The organism is Rhodophyticola sp. SM2404 (assembly GCF_053570515.1).
Genome location: NZ_JBSEDL010000006.1, coordinates 108,974 through 131,510, shown reverse-complemented (window position 1 = coordinate 131,510; position 22,537 = coordinate 108,974). Strand labels below are relative to the sequence as shown.

The following is a 22,537-nucleotide window of genomic DNA, read 5'->3' as shown; positions in this document are numbered from 1 at the left end:
TCACGCGTGTGGATGCCCCATCGCCCTTATTCTGCTGGGGATTGGGCTTCGGCCCCGTCGCTTGCTGCGGCATCGCTCTGCGTGGCCTCATCGCCTTGATCAGCGATCCAAGCCACCGAGACCACAGTTTCGGCCCCGCTGGTGTTAAACACCTTCACGCCACCTGCGCTGCGCGAGCGGAAGGAAATGCCTTCAACTGGAACGCGGATGGATTGGCCTGTGGAGGTTGCCAACATGACCTGATCTGAGGTTTCGACAGGGAAGCAGGCCACCAGCGCGCCGCCGCGCATGGCCTTATCCATCGCTGCCACGCCCATGCCGCCACGGCCCCTGACGGGGTAGTCATGGCTGGAGGAGAGCTTGCCCGAGCCTTTAGCCGTGATCGTCAGAATCAGATCTTCGGCTTCGGCCATCGCATTGAAGGCCTCGGTCGAGAGCGGGCCTGCGGGTGTGGCGTCTTCATCCTCGTCGCCCTCATCCTCGGGCGCACCTGCCATCATGCGGCGTTGCTTGAGATAGGCGGCGCGGTCCTCGGATGTGGCATCGAAATGGCGGATCACGGCCATGGAGACCACGGTATCATCGCCAGAGAGGCGGATGCCGCGCACACCGGTGGAATCGCGGCCTTTGAAGACGCGCACATCAGTGGTGCGGAAGCGGATCGCGCGGCCCGAATCCGTGACCAGCATCACGTCATCCTCTTCGGTGCAAATCCGCGCATTCACGAGGCTGACATCGCCCGTTTCAGGCAGTTTCATCGCAATCTTGCCGTTGGATTTCACATTGGTGAAATCCGACAGTTGGTTGCGGCGCACATCACCTGCCGAGGTGGCAAAGACGATCTGCAATTCGTCCCAATGTTCTTCGGGGCGGTCAACGGGCATGATCGCTGCGATGCTGACACCCGTGGGAATGGGCAGGATATTGACGATGGCCTTGCCCTTGGAGGTGCGGCTGCCCTGTGGCAGGCGCCATGTCTTGAGTTTATAGGCCATCCCGTCTGTCGTGAAGAACAACAGCGGCGTATGGGTATTGGCCACGAACAGGTTTGTGACCACATCGTCTTCTTTGAGGCTGCCGCCCGACACGCCCTTGCCGCCGCGCTTTTGCGCGCGGAAATCGGCCAGAGGGGTGCGTTTGATATAGCCGCCCGCCGTGATGGTGACGACCATATCCTCGCGCTCGATCAGGTCTTCATCATCCATATCGCCCGACCAATCCACGATCTCGGTGCGGCGGGGAACGGCGAAGGCGTCTTTGACCTCGGCCAGTTCCGAGGAGATGATTTGCAGGATACGCTCCCGCGAGGCGAGGATCGCAAGGTATTCCTTGATCTTGCCTGCAAGCTCTTCCAGCTCATCCGTGACTTCCTTAACGCCGATCTGGGTCAGGCGCTGGAGGCGCAATTCAAGGATCGCGCGGGCTTGAGTCTCGGAGAGGTTATAAGTCCCGTCCTCATTCATTTTATGGGTCGGGTCATCGATCAGGCGGATGTAATCCGCGATCTCATGGGCAGGCCAGCGCCGCGTCATCAAGGCCTCGCGCGCGGCGGCGGCATCGGCGGATTGACGGATGGTGGCCACGACCTCATCCACATTGGAGACGGCAACGGCCAAACCACAGAGCACATGGCTGCGCTCGCGGGCCTTGTTCAGCTCAAAAGCTGTGCGGCGGGCCACGACTTCTTCGCGGAAATCAAGGAAGGCGGTCAGGAAGCCGCGCAGATTGAGCTGCTCGGGCTTGCCGCCATTGAGCGCCAGCATATTGCAGCCAAAATAGGTCTGCATCTGGCTGAAGCGGAACAGCTGGTTCAGCACCACTTCGGCGGTGGCATCGCGCTTGAGTTCGATCACCACGCGCACACCGATGCGGTCGGATTCGTCCGCCACGCCCGAGATACCGTCGATCTTCTTTTCGCGCACCAATTCAGCGATCCGCTCGATCATCGAGGCTTTGTTCACCTGATAGGGGATCTCGTCGATGATGATGGCAAAGCGGTCCTTGCGGATTTCCTCGACGCGGGTCTTGGCGCGGATGATCACGCTGCCACGACCCTCGGTATAGGCTTTGCGCGCGCCGCCACGCCCCAAAATAATGCCGCCTGTCGGGAAATCGGGGGCGGGAACATACTCGATCAACTCTTCCGAGGTGAGATCGGGGTTTTCGATCAGCGCCTGACAGGCATTGATCACCTCGCCCAGATTATGGGGCGGAATATTCGTGGCCATGCCGACAGCAATACCGCCTGCGCCATTGACCAGCATATTGGGAAAGCGCGCGGGCAGAACTGTGGGTTCTTGCTGTTTGCCGTCGTAATTATCCTGAAAATCGACCGTATCCTTGTCGATATCGGCGAGAAGGAAGGCGGCAGGTTTGTCCATGCGCACTTCCGTGTAGCGCATCGCGGCGGGGTTATCGCCATCCATGGAGCCGAAATTGCCCTGACCATCCAAGAGAGGCAGCGACATCGAGAAAGGCTGCGCCATGCGCACAAGCGCGTCATAGATCGCGCTATCGCCATGCGGGTGGTATTGACCCATCACATCGCCAACCGGACGGGCCGATTTGCGATAGGCTTTTTCATGGGTGTTATTGGTCTCATGCATCGCGAAAAGGATGCGGCGGTGAACAGGTTTGAGGCCGTCCCGCAGATCGGGAATCGCGCGTGAAATGATCACCGACATCGCGTAATCGATAAAGCTGTGTTTCATCTCGGCAGCGATATCTATCGAGGGGCCCTCATGGGGGTGGCGCTCGATCGGGGTTTCGTCTGCGTTCTCAGGGGGTTCTGGCGTATCTGTCACGGGGCGTCCTGCTATGCGGCGGGCATCTATATATTGTTGCTGGCCAGTATAGAGGGGCGGGATATAGGGTGCAATGCTCAGCCCGCTTTTTTCCCACCGCAGCGCATTTGGCGGGCTGTGGAGGTCGTATTTTTGGAAAGATGAAAGGGCGGGGCGGGTTAGCCCGTGGTGCGGCGGCGGCCTGCGGCCATGAACCAGATCACAGCCAGCCCGAGGCAGATGATGCCATTCCATGAGGCCATGGACAGACCCGCCAATTCCCAGACCACCACATCGCACATCACGATCGGGGCAGGCGCATCAAAGGAGAGCAGTTCCGCGCCTGACAGGCCCGTGAGGTCTTGCCCCCCTGTGGTGCAGGTGGCGGGCCCCTCCCAATAATCACGCTCCACCCCTGTATGGAACAACGCGATGCCAGCATTTCCAAGCATGGTGAGCCCGCCAAGAGCGGCGATCACCCGATGCGGCAGGGCCGCGCCGATGGCGGCAAGGGCGATAGCTGCGACATGGGGCCAGCGCTGCCACAGGCACATCGCGCAAGGCGCGAGCCCGCCGATATATTGAAACCCGAAAGCAGTGGATAGCATCGCGAGTGAGCCGAGCCCTGCCAGAAGTATCAAGCTGCGTCTGGTCATGATCTAGAGGAACCTCAATACATAAAATCCAGCCGCCAGCAGAGCGAGGAATAGGGCAAACATCAAGCCAAGACGGCGCTCGATGAAATCACGAATTGGTGCGCCGAATTTCCATAGCAAGGTGGCGACGAGGAAAAACCGAATGCCGCGCGCCACGATGGAGGTGATGATGAAGGTTCCCAGCGGCAGCCCCGTCCAGCCCGACATGATCGTGATGACCTTATAGGGAAAGGGTGTGAGGCCTGCGATGAGAACGGGCCAGAAGCCAAGATCATTGAAGCGGGCATTGAACTCGGCCGCATAGGCGCCTTTTCCGAGCGCCTCCAGAATGGGTTGGCCGATCTGGTCATAGAAGAAATAGCCAATCCCGTAGCCTGCGATTCCGCCCAAGACGGAGGCAATCAGGCAGACGCTCGCGATTAAAAAGGCGCGGCTTGGGGCTGCGAGGATCATGGGAATCATCAAGATATCGGGCGGGATCGGGAAGACGGAGCTTTCCATGAAGGAGACCAGCGCCAAGGCCCAAAGCGCATGTGGATGCGCGGCAAGGCTCAATGTCCAGTCATAGAGGCGGCGGATCATGATCGAAATATCCGAAAAATAAGGTCGCGTGCACAGGCGATGCCCGATCCCGCCCGTGGCGTCAAGCAAAGGGGTAGGGTTTTGTGGGCGTTGAGAAATTTTGCACGGGCTTGGCTTTTTTCAAAACGCTTGACGCAAGCGCAGCGATAGAGTTTGGTACGTCTCGTGAGTTTACGCGAAGGGTTGAACGACCTGTGCCGCGTACTGGTTCGAGCGGAGGGGAGGCCGCTCGAACCATTCTCACCCAAACCCCACATTTGTTATTATTGCGTGAAGTCTTGGACTTGCGATTGAGATGGCGGATCACTCTGCTAGACTTGCCGCGCGAGAGGTTGTAAACGCATCCATAAATGCCGTTAGCGCTAACAGATTTCCTGTGCTGGTGGTGTAAGTCAGAATTAGACATCTGCCCGATACAGGAGAGCCCATGGTTTCGCGCGTCATTCCGGTTGATACATTCGACCTTGTGATCTTTGGCGGTACGGGCGATCTGGCCCGCCGCAAGATTTTGCCTGGCCTTTATCGCCGTTTCCGTGATGGGCAGATGCCCCAAGAGGCGCGGATCATCGGGGCGGCGCGCACCGAACAGGACAGCGCAGCGTGGCGTCTCTTTGTGGGCGAGGCGATTGAGGAATTCGTCTCGGCCCCGGAGCGAGATCCCGATCTGATCGCGACCTTCCTTGAACGGCTGAGCTATGTTGCTGTGGATGCCAAGGGTGAGGGCGGTTGGAGCGCGCTGAAAGCTGAAATGCGCGAGGGCGTGGTGCAGGCCTTTTATTTCTCGGTTGCGCCAAGCCTGTTCGGCGATCTGGCCGAGCGTCTGCATGCGTTCGAGATTGCGCGCGGGGATGCGCGGATCGTGGTTGAAAAACCCTTTGGCCGTGATCTGGCCTCGGCGCGCGTGTTGAACGCAACGCTGGCCGAGCATTTTGACGAACACCAGATTTACCGCATCGACCATTATCTGGGCAAAGAGACGGTCCAGAACCTGATGGCGATCCGTTTTGCCAATATCCTTTTCGAGCCGTTGTGGAATGCGCAATATATCGATCATGTGCAGATTACAGTGGCCGAGGAAGTGGGCGTTGGCGGGCGCGGCGGGTATTATGACCAATCGGGCGCGATGCGCGATATGGTGCAAAACCACCTGATGCAGCTGCTTTGCCTGACCGCGATGGAGCCGCCAAGCCGCTATGAGCCGGATTCGGTGCGTGATGAAAAGCTCAAGGTGATCCGTGCTTTGGACCCGTTGAAAACCGATGACATCGTGCGCGGGCAATATAAGGGCGCGGGCGATCAACCTTCATATCGCGACGATGCCGAAAACCCAGATAGCCGCACAGAAAGCTTTATCGCCATGCGCGTTCATATCGCGAACTGGCGTTGGAACGGCACGCCTTTCTATCTGCGCACGGGCAAGCGCATGAAGGCGCGGATGAGCGAGATTGTCATCCATTTCAAAGAGCCGCCCCATTCGATCTTTGACGAAGATGCAGGCAGCAGGCCCAATGTTTTGTCGATCCGCTTGCAGCCTGATGAGGGGATTGATCTCTCGGTCACCATCAAAGAGCCGGGTCCGGGCGGGATGCGTCTGGTGGATGTGCCGCTTGATATGACCTTTGCCGATGCTTTGGGCCCCGAAGCGGCCGATGTGCCAGATGCCTATGAACGTCTGATCATGGATGTGATCCGTGGTAACCAGACCTTGTTCATGCGCGGTGATGAGGTCGAGGCGGCTTGGGCATGGACCGATCCGATCATCGAGGCTTGGACAAATCGTGGTGACAAGCCTGTGCAATATGATCAAGGCAGCTCGGGCCCTGAAGAGGCCTTGATGATGCTGCATAAGGATGGTCGCCGCTGGCGGGAGGTCGCGAAATGAAGGATTTCATCGACTATCCTGACCGCGAATTGATGATGCTGGCCTTGGCCGACAAGATCACCGCTGAACTGGCCGCAAGTTTGCGCAATAATGCGCGCGCCAGTCTATGCGTGCCCGGCGGCACCACGCCCGGCCCGATTTTCGATGTTCTGTCCGAGCAGGAGCTGGATTGGGACCGCGTGGCCGTCTTCCTCAATGATGAACGTTGGGTCGATGAGAGCAGCCCGCGCTCCAACACCGCGCTTCTCAAAGCGCGCTTGCTGAAGGGCAAGGCAGAACCTGCCACGCTTGTCCCGCTTTATGCGCCAACCGAGCATCCCGAAGAGGCGCTGGATGCGCTTGCACAGGGGCTTGAGGCGCATTTGCCGATCTCGGTGCTTCTGTTGGGGATGGGGGTGGATATGCATACGGCAAGCCTGTTTCCCGGTGCGGATTTGCTGGCCGAGGCGCTGTCAGATGACGCGCCCTTGCTGCTGCCAATGCGGGCCGAAGGCGCGGGCGAGCCGCGCATCACCTTGACCGCGCCTGTGCTGAAAGGCGCGATGAGCACGCATATCGTGATTACGGGAACCGAGAAACGCGCAGCTTTGGAGCGCGCGATGACGCTCACCCCGCAAGAGGCGCCAATCCGCGCCGTTCTTTCAAATGCTGTGGTCCATTGGGCCGAATAACGGGAGCCTGCTTTGGGTATCTTTGACGCGCTAAAATCCTATCACGCGGCCAATTCCGGCTGTTCTATCCAAGATCTTTTCCAAGATGACGGCCGCGCCGGCGAATTTTCCGCCAGATTCGGCGAGACGCTGTTTGATTTCTCCAAAACCACGATTGATCGGCAGGCCTTATCGCTTTTACTGGATCTTGCGCACGCGCGGGATGTTGAAGGCCGCCGTGCCGCGATGTTCTCGGGCGAAAAGATCAACGAGACCGAGGGGCGCGCCGTGCTGCATACCGCGTTGCGTGCCACGGGGGGTAAGATCGAGATGGATGGCGAGAATGTCATGCCAACTGTTCTTGAGACCCGCGCGCGCATGGCCGCTTTTGCGCTGCGTCTGCGCTCGGGCAATTTCAAAGGGCAGGGCGGAAATTTCACCGATGTGGTCAATATCGGCATTGGTGGCTCGGATCTGGGGCCTGCTATGGCGACGCTGGCCTTGGCGCCCTATCATGACGGGCCGCGGCTGCATTATGTCTCGAATGTAGATGGCGCGCATATTCATGACGTCTTGCAAGGGCTTGATCCTGAAACAACTTTGGTGATCGTCGCCTCCAAGACTTTCACCACGATCGAGACCATGACCAATGCGCGCACGGCCCTCGACTGGATGGCCAAAAAGGTCTCTGACCCCGCGCGGCAATTCGCGGCGCTCTCCTCGGCGGTGGATAAGACCAGCGCCTTCGGGATCGACCCCTCAAGAGTGTTCGGCTTTGAGGATTGGGTCGGCGGGCGCTATTCGCTTTGGGGGCCAATTGGCCTTGGGATCATGCTGGCCGTCGGGCCTGATGATTTTCAGGAGATGCTGCGCGGCGCCCGCGAGATGGATACCCATTTCCAAGAGGCGGATTTGGCCCAAAACCTGCCTGTTTTGCTGGCTCTGGTCGGCATCTGGCATAACCAGATTTGCGGTCATGCGACCCGCGCTGTGCTGCCCTATGACCAGAGGCTCTCGCGTCTGCCTGCTTATCTCCAGCAGCTGGAAATGGAGAGCAACGGCAAGCGCGTCTCGATGGATGGGGCTGATCTTGAGTTTGCCTCGGGCCCCGTTGTCTGGGGCGAGCCTGGCACCAATGGGCAGCATGCGTTTTATCAATTGATCCATCAAGGCACCCGTGTGATCCCTTGTGAGTTTCTGGTGGCAGCCCGTGGGCATGAGCCTGATCTGAGCCATCATCACCGACTATTGGTCGCCAATTGTCTGGCCCAATCCGAGGCTTTGATGCTTGGCCGTTCGCTGGATGTGGCCCGCGCGATGATGGCCGAGAAAGGGCTGGAGGGGGACGAGCTGGAACGCCAAGCCCGTCACCGCGTCTTCCCTGGAAACAGGCCTTCGACCACTTTGATCTACCCGAAACTGACGCCTGCCATGCTTGGCCAGATCATCGCGCTCTATGAGCACAGGGTTTTTGTAGAAGGGGTGATCCTTGGGATCAATTCCTTTGATCAATGGGGTGTGGAGCTTGGCAAGGAACTGGCCGTTGCACTGGAGCCTGTGCTCAGCGGTAAGGCAGAGGGGGCGGAAAAGGACGGCTCGACCAAGCAATTGGTCAGCTATTTCCGCTCGGACGCGCTGCAGGCAAAGATGGGCCTTTAAGGGACGGGTCTATTCCGCCACGGCCCCGTCTTCGCGGGCAAAGGCCTGTTTTGCAACCTCGGGGATGGGAAAACGACCCGCCCCGTCAGGGTTGAGGAATACGATCAAAGCATGTGAGGTGACCGCCTCGACAGGGGTGTCGCGCAGAACCCAGACGGCATACTCCATCACGAAAGAGGTGCGCCGATAGCTGCGCACACGGCCCGTGATGACATAGCTCTCGCTGTTGAGGATTTCGGCGTGATACTCCACGCCCACCTGTTTGAGCACCAAGCGCGGGCTGGTCTCGAGATACTCGGTCGCGCCGCGCGCCTTGAGGAAAGGCAGGCGAAAGCTCTCGAACCAGCGCAGCGAGGCCGTGTTATTTACATGGCCCATTGCATCCAATTCCCCAAAGCGGACACGATCGGCCAGACCGAAGCTCCAAGGGACGGGAATGCCAAGCGCACGCAGGGCAGGGGCGTCAAGCGGGGTCAAATATTCCATACCCCGTGATGTGTCGGGGATGGGCGCTTTGGTCAAGACGGTTTTGGGAAAGCGTTGGAGCGGGTAGCGGGAATCGAACCCGCACGTTCAGCTTGGGAAGCTGACAGGCTACCACTACATCATACCCGCAGCCTTGATCCCACCTAAGCGCATGCCCTTGCTGCGTCAAGCCTGACAGGGCGCGCCTGCCTGCTAGCCGCGCCTGCGCCGTCTGCGCCCGCCATCTTCGCCGCCACCACCTGATGCGCCGAAGGCGACATGGGGCAGGGTGACGATCTTGGACAGATCGGGGAAGCTGTCGGTCGCATGGGGAATGGCATTGGCGGCCACGAAATGCTCCTGAAAACGCGGCTCGATGGCTGTTTCGACCTTATGGATTGCGTGAACGCCTGCCTCGATCCGCCCGCGGGCGGCGCGGTTGCACAGCGCAATCCGCGCACCATGGCCTGCTGCATTTCCCGCACTTGTGACCTTGTCCAGCGGCGCATCGGGGATCATGCCCAGAACCATCGCATGTTTGGGGCTGATATGGGCCCCGAACGCGCCCGCCAGAACCACGCGGTCCACCTTATCCACGCCAAGCTCATCCATCAGCAGGCGCGCGCCTGCGTAAAGCGCTGATTTCGCAAGCTGAATGGCGCGGATATCGCCTTGGGTCACGGTGATGCGCGGGCCGCCATCGGCGCTGCTGTCATGGATCAGATATTCATGGGTGCGGCCTGTGGCTTGGTTGCGCGGCGTGCCCGTCTGCTCGGCCGAGCCGATCAGCCCTGACGGATCTAGCAGGCCCGCCATGCGCATCTCGGCCACGGCCTCGATAATGCCCGAGCCGCAAATGCCTGTGACGCCCGTATCCTTGATCGCTTCGTCAAACCCCGCCTCATCTGACCAGATATCACTGCCGATCACGCGAAAGCGCGGCTCTTTGGTGTCGGGATTGATCTCGATGCGCTCAATCGCACCTGGGGCGGCACGCTGGCCCGAGCTGATCTGCGCGCCTTCAAAAGCAGGCCCTGTGGGCGAGGAACAGGCCAGAACGCGGTCCTTGTTGCCAAGAAGGATTTCTGCATTGGTGCCCACATCCACGATAAGAACGAGGTCCTCGGATTTCTCGGGCTCTTCGGCCAAGGCAACGGCTGCGGCATCCGCGCCCACATGGCCCGCGATACAGGGCAGCAAATAGACCTGCGCTTGGGGGTTCAGCGCGTCTAACTCAAGCGCAGTTGAGGGCAGGGTAATGCTGTCGGAGGTCGCCAAAGCGAAAGGGGCCTGTCCCAGTTCCACTGGATCAATGCCCAGAAGAAGGTGATGCATGACAGGGTTGCAGACAAATACCGTTTCGAAAATCAGGGCTGGGTCAATCTCGGCCTCGGCGGCGATTTCAACGGCCAATGTATTGATCGCCTCGCGCACGGCGCGGGTCATTTCCTTATCTCCGCCCGCATTCATCATGGCATAGGAGACGCGGCTCATCAGGTCTTCGCCAAAGCGGATTTGCGGGTTCATGATGCCCGAGGAGGCCAAGACACGACCATCGGTCAGATCGCACAGATGGGCAGCGATAGTGGTTGACCCCAGATCAATCGCCAATCCATACAGCCCCCCCTCATGAAGGCCGGGCCAGACATCTAGAATTTCGAATTCTTGTGTATTCGCAGCTTGATAGAGTGCGACGCTAATCTGCCATTTGCCTTTGCGCAATGCAGGTTGCAGCTTGGCCAGAACAGGCAGCCCCGCACGCACGCCTTCGATCCCCCATTGATCCTTGAGTGCGGTTTGCACCCTCTCGAAATCGCCTGTGGGGACATGCATATCGGGTTCTTGGACCTCGATCATGACCAGCCGTGTCGCGGGGTCCATGACGATCGGTTTGGAGGAGGCCGCCTTGCGCACCACTTGGCGGTGGACCTGACTTTCAGCGGGCACATCAATAACGATATCGCCCTGCACGCAGGCTTGGCAGCCAAGGCGGCGGCCCTCTTTCAGCCCGCGCACACGGTCATACCGCGCCTCGACCTCGTTCCACTCGGATAAGGCATCTTGCTCAACGCTCACCCCGTGTTTGGGGAAATCCCCGTAGGAGGGCGCGATCTGGCATTTGGAGCAGATACCCCGCCCGCCACAGACAGAATCGAGATCGACGCCCAATTGCCGCGCCGCTGTCAGGATGGGCGTGCCCTTGGCAAAGCGTCCGTGCTTGCCCGAAGGGGTGAAAATCACGAGTGGGTCTTGCGTCATATCACATACCGTTTTGTTCGTCCCCGAACCTAAGCCGAGGGTGGCTCAAGAAAAGGGGTAAAAAGCGGAGCGGCAAAAGACCAGAGGCCCTTTGCCGCAAATTTAGCATCGCTTGGGCCGCTTTATCCGCGACGGCGACCACCTGCGCGGCGATTGGCGCGCCCGCCTGTGACGGCCGCGTCAGGGTCCTTGTTGAACATGATCCAAGCGGCACCGCCATCATCTTGATTGAGCAGAAGATTGGCCGCGCGGATCGCCTCCATCTCCTTGCCGGGACGCGGCAGGGTGGAGCCGAGGCCGAAAAGCTTGGCAAAAGCCTCATCATCCATTCCTTCGGGGATCACGATGCCCGCTGCTTCAACCTGTGCGCGTTTCTCCGCGATCTTTTTGGGGCCCACGGGCAGGGCCACGGGGTTCATGATGGCCGATGTCATACCAGCGGCATAAGCCATTGGCAGGAAAGCGTTATTCACGCCGTGACGGTTGGGAAGGCCAAAGCTGATATTGGAGGCGCCACAGGTTGTATTCACACCCAATTCATCGCGCAGACGGCGCACGAGGGTAAAGACCTGATGGCCTGCCGTGGCCATTGCGCCAATGGGCATGACCAGTGGGTCCACCACGATGTCATGGGCGGGGATGCCGAAATCAGCGGCGCGCTCCACGATCTTTTTGGCCACATTGAAGCGCACATCGGGGTCTTCGGAGATGCCTGTGTCATCATTGGAAATTGCCACAACAGGAACATTGTATTTCTTGACCAGTGGCAGAACCATCTCCAGCCGGTCTTCCTCGCCCGTGACCGAGTTGAGCAGCGGGCGACCTTCGGCGGCGGCCAGACCGTTTTCCAGCGCTCCGGGAACCGAGCTGTCGATGCAAAGCGGGCAATCGGTGACCTCTTGAACCTTTTCGATCAGCGCCTTCATCAGCGCGGGCTCGACAAAGTTGTTATCCGCATAGCGCGGGTCTTCGGCCATTTTATTCGAAAAGACCGCCCCTGAATTGATATCGAGCACCGCAGCCCCAGCCGCGGCCTGTGCGATGGCATCGGCCTGCACACGGGTGTAATCGCCGCGCTCCAACTCCTCATTGAGGATTTTGCGCCCCGTGGGGTTGATGCGTTCGCCGATCACGCAGAACGGCTCGTCAAAGCCGATGACGGTGGTCTTGGTTTTCGATTCAATGACGGTGCGGGTCATAGTTGAGGTCTCTCACTCTTGATTGGCGGGGCGGCTGGATGCGCCCCCGTGTTTGATCGCCCATTGTGCATTTGTCTTGATGCCCCCCAAGGGGAAGAAATGGACGCTTTCAATGTTGAAATCGGCGTTGGCGGCCTTGTGGGCGGCCAGTTCGGTCAAGATCGCGTCAGGCTCGAAGGGCAATAGCAGTTTCGAGACATCCTTGGCGCGTTTTTGTAGCACCGAAAGCGAGGGGCCAACCCCGCAAGCGATAGCGAATTTGATCAATGTTTGCAGCTTGGCAGGGCCCGCGATGCCGATATGGACGGGAATATCGATGCCTGCCTCGCGCAAACGGTCGGCCCAAGCGATCACGGGCTTGGCCTCAAAGCAAAACTGGGTGGCCAGCGCCATTTGCGCATCTGTGCGCGCGGCAAAGGCCTGTTTCCAGCCCAAAGCCTCCATCACGCCTGCATCGCCGCCCTTGGGGTCGATATCGCGATTGCCTTCGGGGTGGCCTGCCACATGGAGGCGTTTGAAACCCGCCTTGTCAAAAAGCCCCGTCTCCAGAAGCTGCATGGAGCTTTCGAATTCGCCATGCGCCTGAGGGATGCCGCCTGCAAGGATGAGCCCTGAGGTGACATTGGCCTCACCCTGATAGCGCGCGATCCAGTCTTGCAGGGTGGCGTTATCCTTGATCGAACGGGCGGGGAAATGCGGCATCACCTCAAAGCCGTCCTTGGCCAGACGCGCCGCTGTGGCGACCATATCGGTGATCTCGGTCCCATCGATATGGGCGATATAAACGCGTGTGCCCTCAGGCAGCAGATCGCGGAAATTCTCGATTTTTTCAGCCGTGCGCGGCATCACCTCGATGGAATAGCCCTGAAGAAAGGCCTCAAGCTGCGCATTGGCGGGGGGCAGATCTGCGCTGCGGGGCTGTCTGAAATTTAAAAGGGCCATTGCTGTCTCCCAGAATGATGCGGGCTGAAGGGGCATTTCGCGGATCAGGCCTTGTCGTGGCCTTCGGCCGCGATCAGGGTCTTGATCCTGTCACTGTCATATTCCGCGATCAGACGATCCGCCTCGGCTTGGGCGATGGTGTCGGGGTCACCGTCACGCTCGCCTGCCGCCTCACGCCGCCATTCGGCGAGATAGGCGTTATCGTCTTTTGCACCGACCTTCATCGCACAGCGATCAATGGCCTGCTCGAACCGCTCGGGCAGTTGAATTTTCGCCGCAGACCGACCCTTGCCCACAATCACTTGGGCAGGGATATCACGCCAGTAAACAATGGTCACAGCGGGCATGGGCGAATCCTCTTCTACTACGGGCACCATAGGAGCGGCCCTGCCAGTGGCGGGGCCTGTTTTCGACATCAATTGGGGCGTCACCGACGCTTAGCGGCTGTGATAGAACCCGCGCGCCCCGATGGCGAGAGGCGCGCGCCCCCATAATTCTCATGAAGATGTTGAATCGCGGCGCGGCAGGCCAAAAGGCGGGCATTGCTTGAAACCGGATCTGCGGCTAGGCTTGGGGCAACTTTGAATTTCGGAGGGGCCGATGTCGCGCAAGCGTCCTCATGGTGCAGGCCCGTTCCCCAGACCCGTCGATGCCGTCAAACCAGCATCTCGCCCGCCTGTCGAACGAAAGGCAGCACCCGATAAAAAACCCGATCCCGCGGATCTCTATGCCGCGCTGGATCTTGGAACCAATTCCTGCCGTATGCTGATTGCGCAGCCTAAGGGCAATCAATTGCATGTGGTCGATAGTTTTTCAAAAAATGTCCAACTGGGCCAAGGGCTTGAGGCATCGGGCCGCTTGTCGCGCGCCTCGATGGCACGCGCGGTTGGCGCGCTCAAGATTTGTCAGAGCAAACTGTCGCGCCATAACGTGACCCAGATGCGCCTTGTCGCGACCGAGGCCTGCCGCCGCGCGGCCAATGCCAGCGAATTCATCTCGGTCGTCAAGCGCGAGACGGGGTTGCAGCTGGAAATCATCAAGCCCGAGGAAGAGGCGCAATTGGCCGTGGTGTCCTGCGCGCCGCTGGTCTCGGCCAAGACCGAGCAGCTTTTGGTGGTGGATATTGGCGGCGGCTCGACCGAGCTGGTCTGGATTGATCTCTCCCGCGTGCCCCCCTTGGAGCGCTCGCGCGCCATTATGCGGCTGCATCAGGGCTTCAAACATGAAGACACGATCTTCCCCCGCGCCAAGGTTGTCGATTGGATTTCCATCCCCCTTGGGGTGGCCACGCTGAAAGACATGTATGACGATGTCGAAGATGATGGCGGGCGCTTTGCGCTGATGAGCTGGTTCTTCGAGGAACAAATGGCCGAGTTCTCGCCCTATATCAACGCCGCCGATCAGGCGCGCGAGGGGTTCCAGATCATCGGGACCAGCGGCACCGTGACCACGGTGGCGGCCTCGCATCTGGGGCTCAAACGCTATGACCGCAATAAGGTGGACGGGTTGCGCATGACCTCGGACCAGATCGATACGGTCATTCGTGATTACCTCTCGCTCGGGCCTGACGGGCGGCGGGCGGATCCGCGGATCGGGCGGGACAGGCAGACGCTGATCATGTCGGGGGCCGCGATTTTGCAGGCCTTGCTGCGGGCATGGCCCACAGACCGTTTGAGCGTGGCTGATCGTGGCCTGCGCGAAGGCTTGCTTTATGCACAGATGAGCCGCGATGGCGTCTTGGAGGATGGCCCCTTCTGAACAGCGCTCCTTGCCCATGGAGGGCAAGCTCGCTATGGGGGCGGCACAGCATTCAAGGCATAGCTCGATGGCAAAGACACCAAGTGGAAAAGGCGGCAGTGGACGTGGCGCGCGGGAATTGCGGGTCAAGGTCAAGACCGCGCGGGGGCGCAAGCTGTCCTCGACCCTCTGGCTCGAGCGTCAGTTGAACGACCCTTATGTCGCGCGGGCGCGCCGCGAAGGCTATCGCGGGCGGGCGGCCTATAAGATCATGGATCTTGATGATAAATACCGCTTCCTCGTGCCAGGCGCGCGGGTGGTTGATCTGGGCTGCGCACCGGGGGGCTGGTTGCAGGTGGCTGTGCCGCGCATCAATGCGCTTGGCGAGAAACAGGGCAAATCCGTGGGCCGCATCATTGGTGTTGACCTGCAAGAGGTCGAACCGATTGCGGGGGCCGAAATCCATCAGCTTGATTTCATGGAAGATGATGCCGATGAAATCGTCAAAGGCTGGCTTGGAGGCAAGGCCGATGTCGTGATGAGCGATATGGCGGCCTCGGCCTCGGGGCATAAGCAGACCGACCATTTGCGCATCATCGCGCTTTGCGAGGCAGCGGCCTATTTCGCCTTTGATGTTCTGGATGAGGGCGGCACCTTTGTGGCCAAGGTTCTGGCAGGCGGTGCCGAGGGCGAATTGCAAAAGCTTCTCAAGCAGCGCTTCAAAACGGTGGCCAATATCAAGCCCGGTGCCAGCCGTCAGGACAGCTCGGAAAAATTCGTGGTTGCGCGCGGCTTTCGCGGCACCAGCGAGGATGAGGCCTGAGCAAAGCCGCATTTTCGCGAAATTTGGTCTTTCCCTTCCGCCCGCTCCATGAGATAGGGCAGTGCCAATTGAAACTCCCGCTGAGAGGTCCGTGTGATGGAGATTCGTGAGGCGCTTACCTTTGATGATGTGTTGCTTGTTCCGGGGGCCTCCTCGGTGCTGCCCTCAACGGCGGATACCCGCACGCAGGTGACCAAGACCATCGCACTCAATATCCCGCTTTTGTCTTCGGCCATGGATACCGTGACCGAAAGCCGGATGGCGATTGCCATGGCGCAAGCCGGCGGGATGGGCGTGATCCACCGCAATCTCACCTTGGAAGAGCAGGCCCGCGAGGTGCGCCGCGTCAAACGGTTTGAAAGTGGGATCGTTTATAACCCCGTCACTTTGCGCGCCGACCAGACCTTGGCCGATGCGAAAGCTCTGATCGAGCGGTATAATTTCACAGGCTTCCCCGTTGTTGATGAAAACGGCCATGTCATGGGGATCGTGACCAATCGCGATATGCGCTTTGCAACCTCGGATGACACGCCTGTGCATGCGATGATGACCTCGAATGATCTGGCAATGCTGCGTGAGCCTGCCGAATTGGAAGAAGCAAAAAGCCTGATGAAATCGCGCCGCATCGAGAAGCTTCTCGTGGTGGATGGCGCGGGCAAGCTGACAGGTTTGCTGACCTTGAAAGATACGGAAAAAGCGGTTCTGAACCCGCATGCCTGCAAGGATGAGCTAGGCCGTTTGCGCGTGGCAGCGGCCACCACCGTGGGCGATGCAGGGTTTGAACGTTCTGAGGCTTTGGTGGATGCAGGTTGCGATCTGATCGTGATTGATACGGCGCATGGCCATTCCGAAGGCGTGGCGCGCGCGGTTGAGCGGGTCAAGAAACTGTCCAACACGGTGCAGGTTGTGGCGGGCAATGTCGCCACGGGCGATGCCACCCGTGCGCTGATTGATGCAGGCGCCGATGCGATCAAGGTCGGGATCGGGCCAGGCTCGATCTGCACCACACGGATCGTGGCGGGCGTGGGCGTGCCGCAATTGACCGCAATCATGGATTGCGCCGAGGCCGCCCAAGCCAGCAACACCCCCGTGATTGCCGATGGCGGCATCAAATTCTCGGGCGATTTCGCCAAAGCGATCGCGGCGGGCGCATCCTGCGCGATGGTGGGCTCTGCGATTGCGGGCACCGATGAAAGCCCGGGCGAGGTGATCCTCTATCAGGGGCGTTCCTTCAAATCCTATCGCGGCATGGGCAGCCTTGGCGCGATGGCGCGCGGCTCGGCTGATCGGTATTTCCAGAAAGACGCCGCGACTGACAAGCTTGTCCCCGAAGGGATTGAGGGGCAGGTGCCCTATAAGGGCTCGGCCAGTGCGGTTGTACATCAGCTTGTGGGCGGTTTGCGCGCGGCGATGGGATATACGGGCAGCGCCACTGTCGATGACATGCGCCGCTATAGGCGTTTTGTGAAAATCACCAATGCAGGCTTGCAGGAATCCCATGTCCATGATGTGCAGATCACGCGCGAGTCGCCCAATTACCGGATCGGATAACTCATGCAAATAGCGGCGCGCTATCATGCGGCGATTGAGGTCCTTGACCAGATCACCGCAGGGCTTGCCGCTGAGCGGGCCCTGACCCAATGGGCGCGCGGCTCGCGCTTTGCAGGCTCCAAGGATCGCGCGGCAGTGCGCGACCATGTCTATGACGTGCTGCGCAATAGGGGCAGGGCGGCTTGGTTGGGCGGCGGCGAGACAGGGCGCGCCTTGATCCTCGGGCTGTTGCGTTTGCAAGGCATCCCCCCTGAGGATGTCTTTACGGGCCAAGGCCATGCGCCCGCGCCCCTCTCGGAGGACGACGCGCCCGCACCTGACGGGAAGGCCGCAATCACACTGGACACGCCGCAATGGCTGCTGGATCGGCTGAGGCCCGTCTTTGGGGCGGATCTGGAGGATGTGCTGCATAAAGCGGCCGAGCGCGCGCCCGTTTACCTGCGTGTGAACCTGAAGAAAACAACGCCTGAGGCATGTATGGACGCCCTCGCTGAAGCAGGCATTCTGGCCGAGCAGATGCAAGGCTCCCGCATGGCTTTGCAGGTCACGCAAGGCGCGCGCCAGCTGCGCAATTCATCCGCCTATCTAGATGGTTTGATTGAATTTCAGGACCTCTCGGTGCAATTGGCGCTTGAGCAGATCAATTGGCCCGATCAGGGCCGCATTCTGGATTATTGCGCAGGCGGCGGGGGCAAGGCTTTGGCCATGGCCGCCCTGTGTGACGCGCGCATTGATGTGCATGACGCAAAGCGCGAGCGTATGGTAGATATCCCGATCCGCGCAGGGTGTGCGGGCCTTGATCTGCGCGAGGTCGAGACCGAGGATTTAGCAGGCACCCGATATGATCTGGTGCTATGCGATGTGCCATGTTCAGGCTCAGGCACATGGCGCCGCGACCCCGAGGCGCGCTGGCGTCTCTCCGAGGACGGGCTGGTCGAGTTATGCGCAACCCAAAGCCTGATTTTGGACCAAGCGCGCGCGCTTTTGGGATCAGGCGGGCGGTTGGTCTATATGACCTGCTCGCTCCTTCGGGAGGAAAACGAGGATCAAATCGCCGCATTTCTGGCGCGACATGCAGGGTTTTCCTTGCTCAAAGAGGCCCGCTTTGACCCGCGCGCGCAATCCGACGGCTTCTATATGGCCGAGCTGTCCTGCCCGTAGGACCCCGCAGATTTTCAGTGTTAATGGCTGATTAACGTTTTTTCGTGTAGCTTGTCCGAAGAATTATTCGGAGAAGATGGTGCTAGGGGCAAGGCAATCATTCGGCAGGCAAGCGGTGCCTTTCGGCCTGCTTTACGCAATGCTGGCGCTTTTGGCGGGGCTGTGCCTTTTGGGGGCGGCCGTGGCGCTGATGTATCTCGACGGTTCTGTGCGCTCTCTTTCTCTCTCTGTTCTAGGGGGCGTGTTTCTCTCTGTCATTGTCGTAATTGGCGTGTTTTTGCTGGATCGCCGCCGAAACCGTGTGACATGGCGCGCGGCAATGGCCTTGATGGCGGATGACCAGACGCCGTGTTTCATCACCAGTGAAACGGGCTTTGTGGTGGCGCAAAACAACTCGGCTGTTGCGAAATTCGGCTCCCAAACTGGGAAATCTCTGGCTCATATCCTCACAAGTGTTTCCCCGACCCTCACCCGCTCGCTCGAGCGACTGGAGACCGCCTTGATGCGCGATGCCCATGTGAGCGAGGCCATCACCACCCCGCGGGTGTCGGTTGCCTTGAACGGGCATCGCTTGGGGCGGGGGGTGTTTTGGCGGCTTGAATTCGAGAAGACCGCGAGGGCGGAGGCCGCAGTGGTCAGCTCTTATCCATCTGAAAAAAATGAAGAAATATTGACTGAGGCCGCTGAGGAAGCTGATATTATCTCCTCCCGCAGTTTTGAAAGCCTGCCTGTCGCCCTGCTCCATCTGGCAGCCGATGGCCGCGTGTTGGCCTCCAATACTCTGGCGCAAACCCTGCTTGGCATGCCCCCTGATGAAGACGCGCATCTGAGCGGTTTGGTTGAAGGTTTGGGGCGTCCTGTGCGCGATTGGCTCAAGGATGTGGTTGAAAACCGCATCCCCAACCGCGCCGAATTCGTGCGGGCGCGCAGGCGCGAGGATGACCAGTTCCTCCAGATTTCATTGGGTCAGATCGCGGATGAAAATGGCCCCTCATTGATCGCCGTTTTGCATGACGCGACCGAGTTGAAATCGCTGGAACAGCAATTCGCCCAAAGCCAGAAAATGCAGGCCATCGGGGAGCTTGCGGGCGGTGTGGCCCATGATTTCAACAATCTTTTGACAGCAATCACAGGGCATTGTGACCTATTGCTCATGCGCCATGATGAGGGGGATCAGGATTTTGCCGATCTGGTCCAAATCAGCCAGAATGCCAATCGCGCGGCAAGTCTTGTGGGCCAGCTTTTGGCCTTCTCCCGCAAACAGACCTTGCAACTTGAGATGGTTGATTTGCGCGAAACGATGGGGGAGTTGACGCATCTGCTTAACCGTTTGGTGGGCGAGAAAATCCGGCTGCATCTGTCGCATGATCCCGATCTTGCCCCGATCCGCGCGGATAGACGCCAGTTTGACCAGATCATCATGAACCTTGTGGTCAATGCGCGCGATGCGATGTCAGAGGGCGGCGATATCCATGTCACGACCCGTATGGAGCATCTCGAAGCCCCGCTGGAGCGGGACAGGGCGCATGTGCCTGCGGGCAACTACGTAACCATTCGCGTTCAAGATGAGGGTGTGGGCATACCTGCCGACAGGCTCGGGCGGATATTTGAGCCGTTTTTCACCACCAAACGCACGGGCGAGGGAACGGGGCTTGGCCTGTCAATGGTCTATGGCATCGTCAAACAATCGGGCGGATTTGTTTTTGTCGACTCTGAGGAGGGGCAGGGCGCGTGTTTCACCGTCTATTGCCCGGCCTATGACGAGACGACGCTTCCGCAAGAGGCTGATCAAGCTCAGCTGCATTCCGTCCTACCTAAGCGCATTGATGGGCCCATTGCCGAGATACCCCAGCCTGTGAGCTATCAAATCGCGCCGCGTGATCTGGGCGCCGATAAACGTGTGATCCTTTTGGTCGAGGATGAAGCCCCCGTGCGCGCCTTTGCATCGCGCGCGTTGCGGCTTCGTGGTTATCATGTGCTGGAAGCTGATTGCGCCGAACAAGCGCTTGAGACATTGCGCGATCATGAGATTGCAGTTGATCTATTCGTTACCGATGTCGTCATGCCTGGAATGGATGGGCCGACATGGGTGCGCGAGGCGCGAAAAGCACGGCCCGATGTGAAGGTGGTTTTTGTTTCGGGTTATGCGGAGGACGCTTTTGAGAAGCATAGTACCGAAATCCCCAATTCGGTCTTCCTGCCCAAGCCGTTTTCGCTCTCCGAGCTGACAAATACGATTCAGAATCAGCTTCATTGAGCGGCAAGGCAGAGCTGCTGAGGGCTATTTTTTCTGGCAGACCTTATCCCAAAGGTTGAACTCCGCCGCTGCCTCGCTGCGCAAACGCGCCTCGATTGCGGGGGAGAGCTGCAAATCTTTTTGTGGCGACACATTTCGGCGCGGCAATTCAAGGCTGGTGCCGAGCCTGTCTTCAAGAAAACGGACAGCCTCCTCCAGCCGATCATAGCGGAAAATTTGATCAATACCGTCGTGTCCCTGATCGGGCGTCAGGAAATTGGCTTGTGATCCGACTTGAGCAAAGGGAGGCGGCTTGTCCTGCAGCCATGCCTCAACAAATGCGTCAAAATCCATGCCTTGGGTGGAGTTCGGCTTGCCCGCGATCTGGTCGCGGCTGCGATACCGATACCAACTGCCCAACCAATCAATCGGCTCACGCATCACGGCCATCACTTCATGCGGGGCACGACCGCGTTGCTCAAAGAATCCCTCCAGCACATTGCGGTAGCGGCTGAGCGAGGCGTGTTTCATGCCCGGCGGGTCAGAAATTATCGCCGAGGCAAAAGGTTTCAAACTGGCCTCAAGCGCGGTTGTTCCCGTTTTCGGAACCGCCAGCATCACCAATTTTTGCTTCCAAAACACCAGCATAAATCTAAGCCACACCCCTATTTCGTAACGCTAACCCTTCTTTAACCAATCTCAGGAAAAAATGAGTTCCACAAGATTTTACTTGAAATGTTCTCATTTTGTTTGCATTTATGTTCTGGAACAAGAGGTGAACAAGAGCAACGATTGCCGCCAGCGTGGCAACGTGAAATAAGGAGCCGAACGCATGGCAATGGCAGATATTCTGGACATGACTGACCGCAAATCCGCAGATAAACAAAAAGCGCTCGACAGCGCATTGGCGCAGATCGAGCGCCAATTCGGCAAGGGCTCCATCATGAAATTGGGGGGCGACAATGTTCTAAACGACATTGAGGCCACCTCTACGGGCTCGCTTGGCCTCGATATCGCTTTGGGTATCGGTGGTTTGCCCAAAGGCCGTATCATCGAGATTTACGGCCCCGAAAGCTCGGGCAAGACAACGCTGACGCTGCATGCCGTGGCGGAAGAGCAGAAAAAGGGCGGCGTGTGCGCCTTTGTGGATGCCGAGCATGCGCTGGATCCGCAATATGCCAGAAAGCTTGGCGTCAATCTTGATGAATTGCTGATCTCGCAGCCAGATACGGGCGAGCAAGCGCTTGAGATTGTTGATACTTTGGTGCGCTCGGGCGCGGTGAGCATGGTTGTGGTCGACTCGGTCGCGGCGCTGACACCGAAATCCGAACTAGAAGGCGATATGGGAGACAGCTCGGTCGGCGTGCATGCACGATTGATGTCTCAGGCAATGCGCAAACTGACAGGTTCGATCTCGCGGTCCAATTGCATGGTGATTTTCATCAATCAGATCCGGATGAAAATCGGCGTGATGTTCGGCAGCCCCGAGACCACAACAGGCGGCAATGCGCTGAAATTCTATGCCTCCGTGCGCCTCGATATCCGCCGCATTGGCGCGATCAAGGACCGCGATGAGGTGGTGGGCAATGCAACCCGCGTCAAAGTGGTGAAGAACAAGGTGGCCCCGCCTTTCAAACAGGTCGAATTCGACATCATGTATGGCGAAGGCATCTCCAAAATGGGGGAATTGCTTGATCTGGGCGTCAAGGCAGGCGTGGTTGAGAAATCGGGTGCTTGGTTCTCCTACGGGGATGAGCGGATCGGTCAAGGCCGTGAAAATGCCAAGACCTTCCTGAAGGAAAACGAGGCCATGGCGATGGAGATCGAGGATAAAATCCGCGCGGCGCATGGTCTGGATTTCGACGCCATGGGTGGCGATGCAGATGATGATGCGGCGATGCTCGAAGACTGAGCGCGGCCAAGCATTTGAAGTCTTGAAGGGCGCGGCATTG

Annotated in this window: 18 protein-coding genes and 1 tRNA gene; 9 read left to right on the top strand and 10 right to left on the bottom strand. The window is 59.0% G+C overall.

All coding sequences use genetic code 11. The annotated features are described in order from the left end of the window. Positions 1 to 26: 26 nt before the first annotated feature. The 3 genes from gyrA to ACTYEO_RS10880 all read right to left on the bottom strand — a co-directional run bounded on the left by gyrA (position 27) and on the right by ACTYEO_RS10880 (position 4,021). Entirely contained in the window at positions 27 to 2,804 is a 2,778-nt protein-coding gene (gene gyrA, locus ACTYEO_RS10890; protein ID WP_449323770.1) for a DNA gyrase subunit A, read from the bottom strand. A 158-nt stretch (positions 2,805 to 2,962) separates the two neighbouring features. Continuing rightward, complete coding sequence (locus ACTYEO_RS10885; RefSeq protein WP_449323769.1) at positions 2,963 to 3,439, bottom strand: disulfide bond formation protein B; 477 nt, start codon at positions 3,437 to 3,439, stop codon at positions 2,963 to 2,965. A 3-nt stretch (positions 3,440 to 3,442) separates the two neighbouring features. Next, positions 3,443 to 4,021 (bottom strand): YqaA family protein, encoded by a 579-nt coding sequence (locus tag ACTYEO_RS10880; protein WP_449323768.1) that lies wholly within the window; start codon positions 4,019 to 4,021, stop codon positions 3,443 to 3,445. Between the two features lie 427 nt (positions 4,022 to 4,448). Between ACTYEO_RS10880 and zwf the strand changes: the two genes are divergently transcribed. From zwf to pgi, 3 genes are read left to right on the top strand one after another with little or no spacing between them, the layout of a single operon-like run. Further along, positions 4,449 to 5,903, top strand: a complete 1,455-nt coding sequence (gene zwf / locus ACTYEO_RS10875) for a glucose-6-phosphate dehydrogenase (protein WP_449323767.1) — start codon at positions 4,449 to 4,451, stop codon at positions 5,901 to 5,903. Beyond that, positions 5,900 to 6,574 (top strand): 6-phosphogluconolactonase, encoded by a 675-nt coding sequence (gene pgl, locus ACTYEO_RS10870; RefSeq protein ID WP_449323766.1) that lies wholly within the window; start codon positions 5,900 to 5,902, stop codon positions 6,572 to 6,574. Before zwf ends, pgl begins: the two co-directional genes overlap by 4 nt. Positions 6,575 to 6,592: 18 nt before the next feature. Then, the gene (gene pgi, locus ACTYEO_RS10865) at positions 6,593 to 8,212 is read left to right on the top strand and encodes a glucose-6-phosphate isomerase (RefSeq protein ID WP_449323834.1); all 1,620 of its coding nucleotides are present in this window, start codon (positions 6,593 to 6,595) and stop codon (positions 8,210 to 8,212) included. Between the two features lie 9 nt (positions 8,213 to 8,221). Here the strand turns inward: pgi and ACTYEO_RS10860 are convergent, their stop codons facing one another. From ACTYEO_RS10860 to ACTYEO_RS10835, 6 genes are all read right to left on the bottom strand, one after another. Next, on the bottom strand, positions 8,222 to 8,698 hold the full coding sequence (locus tag ACTYEO_RS10860; protein ID WP_449323765.1) for an acyl-CoA thioesterase: 477 nt from the start codon (positions 8,696 to 8,698) through the stop codon (positions 8,222 to 8,224). A 55-nt stretch (positions 8,699 to 8,753) separates the two neighbouring features. Then, positions 8,754 to 8,827: transfer RNA gene (locus ACTYEO_RS10855), tRNA-Gly, on the bottom strand. Positions 8,828 to 8,890: 63 nt separating this feature from the next. Further along, a complete protein-coding gene (locus ACTYEO_RS10850; protein WP_449323764.1) occupies positions 8,891 to 10,936 on the bottom strand; it encodes an ASKHA domain-containing protein in 2,046 nt (681 codons plus the stop codon). Positions 10,937 to 11,058: 122 nt separating this feature from the next. Continuing rightward, on the bottom strand, positions 11,059 to 12,135 hold the full coding sequence (locus tag ACTYEO_RS10845) for a dihydropteroate synthase (protein WP_449323763.1): 1,077 nt from the start codon (positions 12,133 to 12,135) through the stop codon (positions 11,059 to 11,061). 12 nt (positions 12,136 to 12,147) lie between these two features. Beyond that, on the bottom strand, positions 12,148 to 13,077 hold the full coding sequence (locus ACTYEO_RS10840; protein WP_449323762.1) for a methylenetetrahydrofolate reductase: 930 nt from the start codon (positions 13,075 to 13,077) through the stop codon (positions 12,148 to 12,150). A gap of 44 nt (positions 13,078 to 13,121) precedes the next feature. Further along, the gene (locus ACTYEO_RS10835) at positions 13,122 to 13,424 is read right to left on the bottom strand and encodes a virulence factor (protein WP_449323761.1); all 303 of its coding nucleotides are present in this window, start codon (positions 13,422 to 13,424) and stop codon (positions 13,122 to 13,124) included. Positions 13,425 to 13,677: 253 nt separating this feature from the next. Here ACTYEO_RS10835 and ACTYEO_RS10830 point away from each other — a divergent pair, with 253 nt between their 5' ends. The 5 genes from ACTYEO_RS10830 to ACTYEO_RS10810 all read left to right on the top strand — a co-directional run bounded on the left by ACTYEO_RS10830 (position 13,678) and on the right by ACTYEO_RS10810 (position 20,606). Then, entirely contained in the window at positions 13,678 to 14,835 is a 1,158-nt protein-coding gene (locus tag ACTYEO_RS10830) for a Ppx/GppA phosphatase family protein (protein WP_449323760.1), read from the top strand. 67 nt (positions 14,836 to 14,902) lie between these two features. Beyond that, entirely contained in the window at positions 14,903 to 15,637 is a 735-nt protein-coding gene (locus tag ACTYEO_RS10825; RefSeq protein WP_449323759.1) for an RlmE family RNA methyltransferase, read from the top strand. A 96-nt stretch (positions 15,638 to 15,733) separates the two neighbouring features. Then, positions 15,734 to 17,188 (top strand): IMP dehydrogenase, encoded by a 1,455-nt coding sequence (gene guaB / locus ACTYEO_RS10820; RefSeq protein ID WP_449323758.1) that lies wholly within the window; start codon positions 15,734 to 15,736, stop codon positions 17,186 to 17,188. 3 nt (positions 17,189 to 17,191) lie between these two features. After that, positions 17,192 to 18,349: an RsmB/NOP family class I SAM-dependent RNA methyltransferase gene (locus ACTYEO_RS10815; protein WP_449323757.1), complete on the top strand. Its 1,158-nt coding sequence runs from the start codon at positions 17,192 to 17,194 to the stop codon at positions 18,347 to 18,349. A 115-nt stretch (positions 18,350 to 18,464) separates the two neighbouring features. Then, on the top strand, positions 18,465 to 20,606 hold the full coding sequence (locus ACTYEO_RS10810) for an ATP-binding protein (RefSeq protein WP_449323756.1): 2,142 nt from the start codon (positions 18,465 to 18,467) through the stop codon (positions 20,604 to 20,606). Between the two features lie 24 nt (positions 20,607 to 20,630). On the opposite strand, the gene ACTYEO_RS10805 is transcribed toward ACTYEO_RS10810, so the two are convergent. Further along, a complete protein-coding gene (locus ACTYEO_RS10805) occupies positions 20,631 to 21,233 on the bottom strand; it encodes a gamma-glutamyl kinase (protein WP_449323755.1) in 603 nt (200 codons plus the stop codon). A 184-nt stretch (positions 21,234 to 21,417) separates the two neighbouring features. On the opposite strand from ACTYEO_RS10805, the gene recA reads away from it, so the two are divergent. After that, positions 21,418 to 22,497 carry a recombinase RecA gene (gene recA / locus ACTYEO_RS10800; RefSeq protein WP_449323754.1) on the top strand — a complete coding sequence of 360 codons (1,080 nt, stop codon included), beginning with the start codon at positions 21,418 to 21,420 and terminating at the stop codon, positions 22,495 to 22,497. Positions 22,498 to 22,537 lie beyond the last annotated feature (40 nt).

Excerpts from the sequence above, each read along its gene's own strand:
- ACTYEO_RS10885 (WP_449323769.1), bottom strand. The coding sequence starts at position 3,439 with ATGACCAGACGCAGCTTGATACTTCTGGCAGGGCTCGGCTCACTCGCG.
- ACTYEO_RS10880 (WP_449323768.1), bottom strand. The coding sequence starts at position 4,021 with ATGATCCGCCGCCTCTATGACTGGACATTGAGCCTTGCCGCGCATCCA.
- zwf (WP_449323767.1), top strand. The coding sequence starts at position 4,449 with ATGGTTTCGCGCGTCATTCCGGTTGATACATTCGACCTTGTGATCTTT.
- pgl (WP_449323766.1), top strand. The coding sequence starts at position 5,900 with ATGAAGGATTTCATCGACTATCCTGACCGCGAATTGATGATGCTGGCC.
- ACTYEO_RS10860 (WP_449323765.1), bottom strand. The coding sequence starts at position 8,698 with ATGGAATATTTGACCCCGCTTGACGCCCCTGCCCTGCGTGCGCTTGGC.
- ACTYEO_RS10850 (WP_449323764.1), bottom strand. The coding sequence starts at position 10,936 with ATGACGCAAGACCCACTCGTGATTTTCACCCCTTCGGGCAAGCACGGA.
- ACTYEO_RS10845 (WP_449323763.1), bottom strand. The coding sequence starts at position 12,135 with ATGACCCGCACCGTCATTGAATCGAAAACCAAGACCACCGTCATCGGC.
- ACTYEO_RS10840 (WP_449323762.1), bottom strand. The coding sequence starts at position 13,077 with ATGGCCCTTTTAAATTTCAGACAGCCCCGCAGCGCAGATCTGCCCCCC.
- ACTYEO_RS10835 (WP_449323761.1), bottom strand. The coding sequence starts at position 13,424 with ATGCCCGCTGTGACCATTGTTTACTGGCGTGATATCCCTGCCCAAGTG.
- ACTYEO_RS10830 (WP_449323760.1), top strand. The coding sequence starts at position 13,678 with ATGTCGCGCAAGCGTCCTCATGGTGCAGGCCCGTTCCCCAGACCCGTC.
- ACTYEO_RS10825 (WP_449323759.1), top strand. The coding sequence starts at position 14,903 with ATGGCAAAGACACCAAGTGGAAAAGGCGGCAGTGGACGTGGCGCGCGG.
- guaB (WP_449323758.1), top strand. The coding sequence starts at position 15,734 with ATGGAGATTCGTGAGGCGCTTACCTTTGATGATGTGTTGCTTGTTCCG.
- ACTYEO_RS10815 (WP_449323757.1), top strand. The coding sequence starts at position 17,192 with ATGCAAATAGCGGCGCGCTATCATGCGGCGATTGAGGTCCTTGACCAG.
- ACTYEO_RS10805 (WP_449323755.1), bottom strand. The coding sequence starts at position 21,233 with ATGCTGGTGTTTTGGAAGCAAAAATTGGTGATGCTGGCGGTTCCGAAA.
- recA (WP_449323754.1), top strand. The coding sequence starts at position 21,418 with ATGGCAATGGCAGATATTCTGGACATGACTGACCGCAAATCCGCAGAT.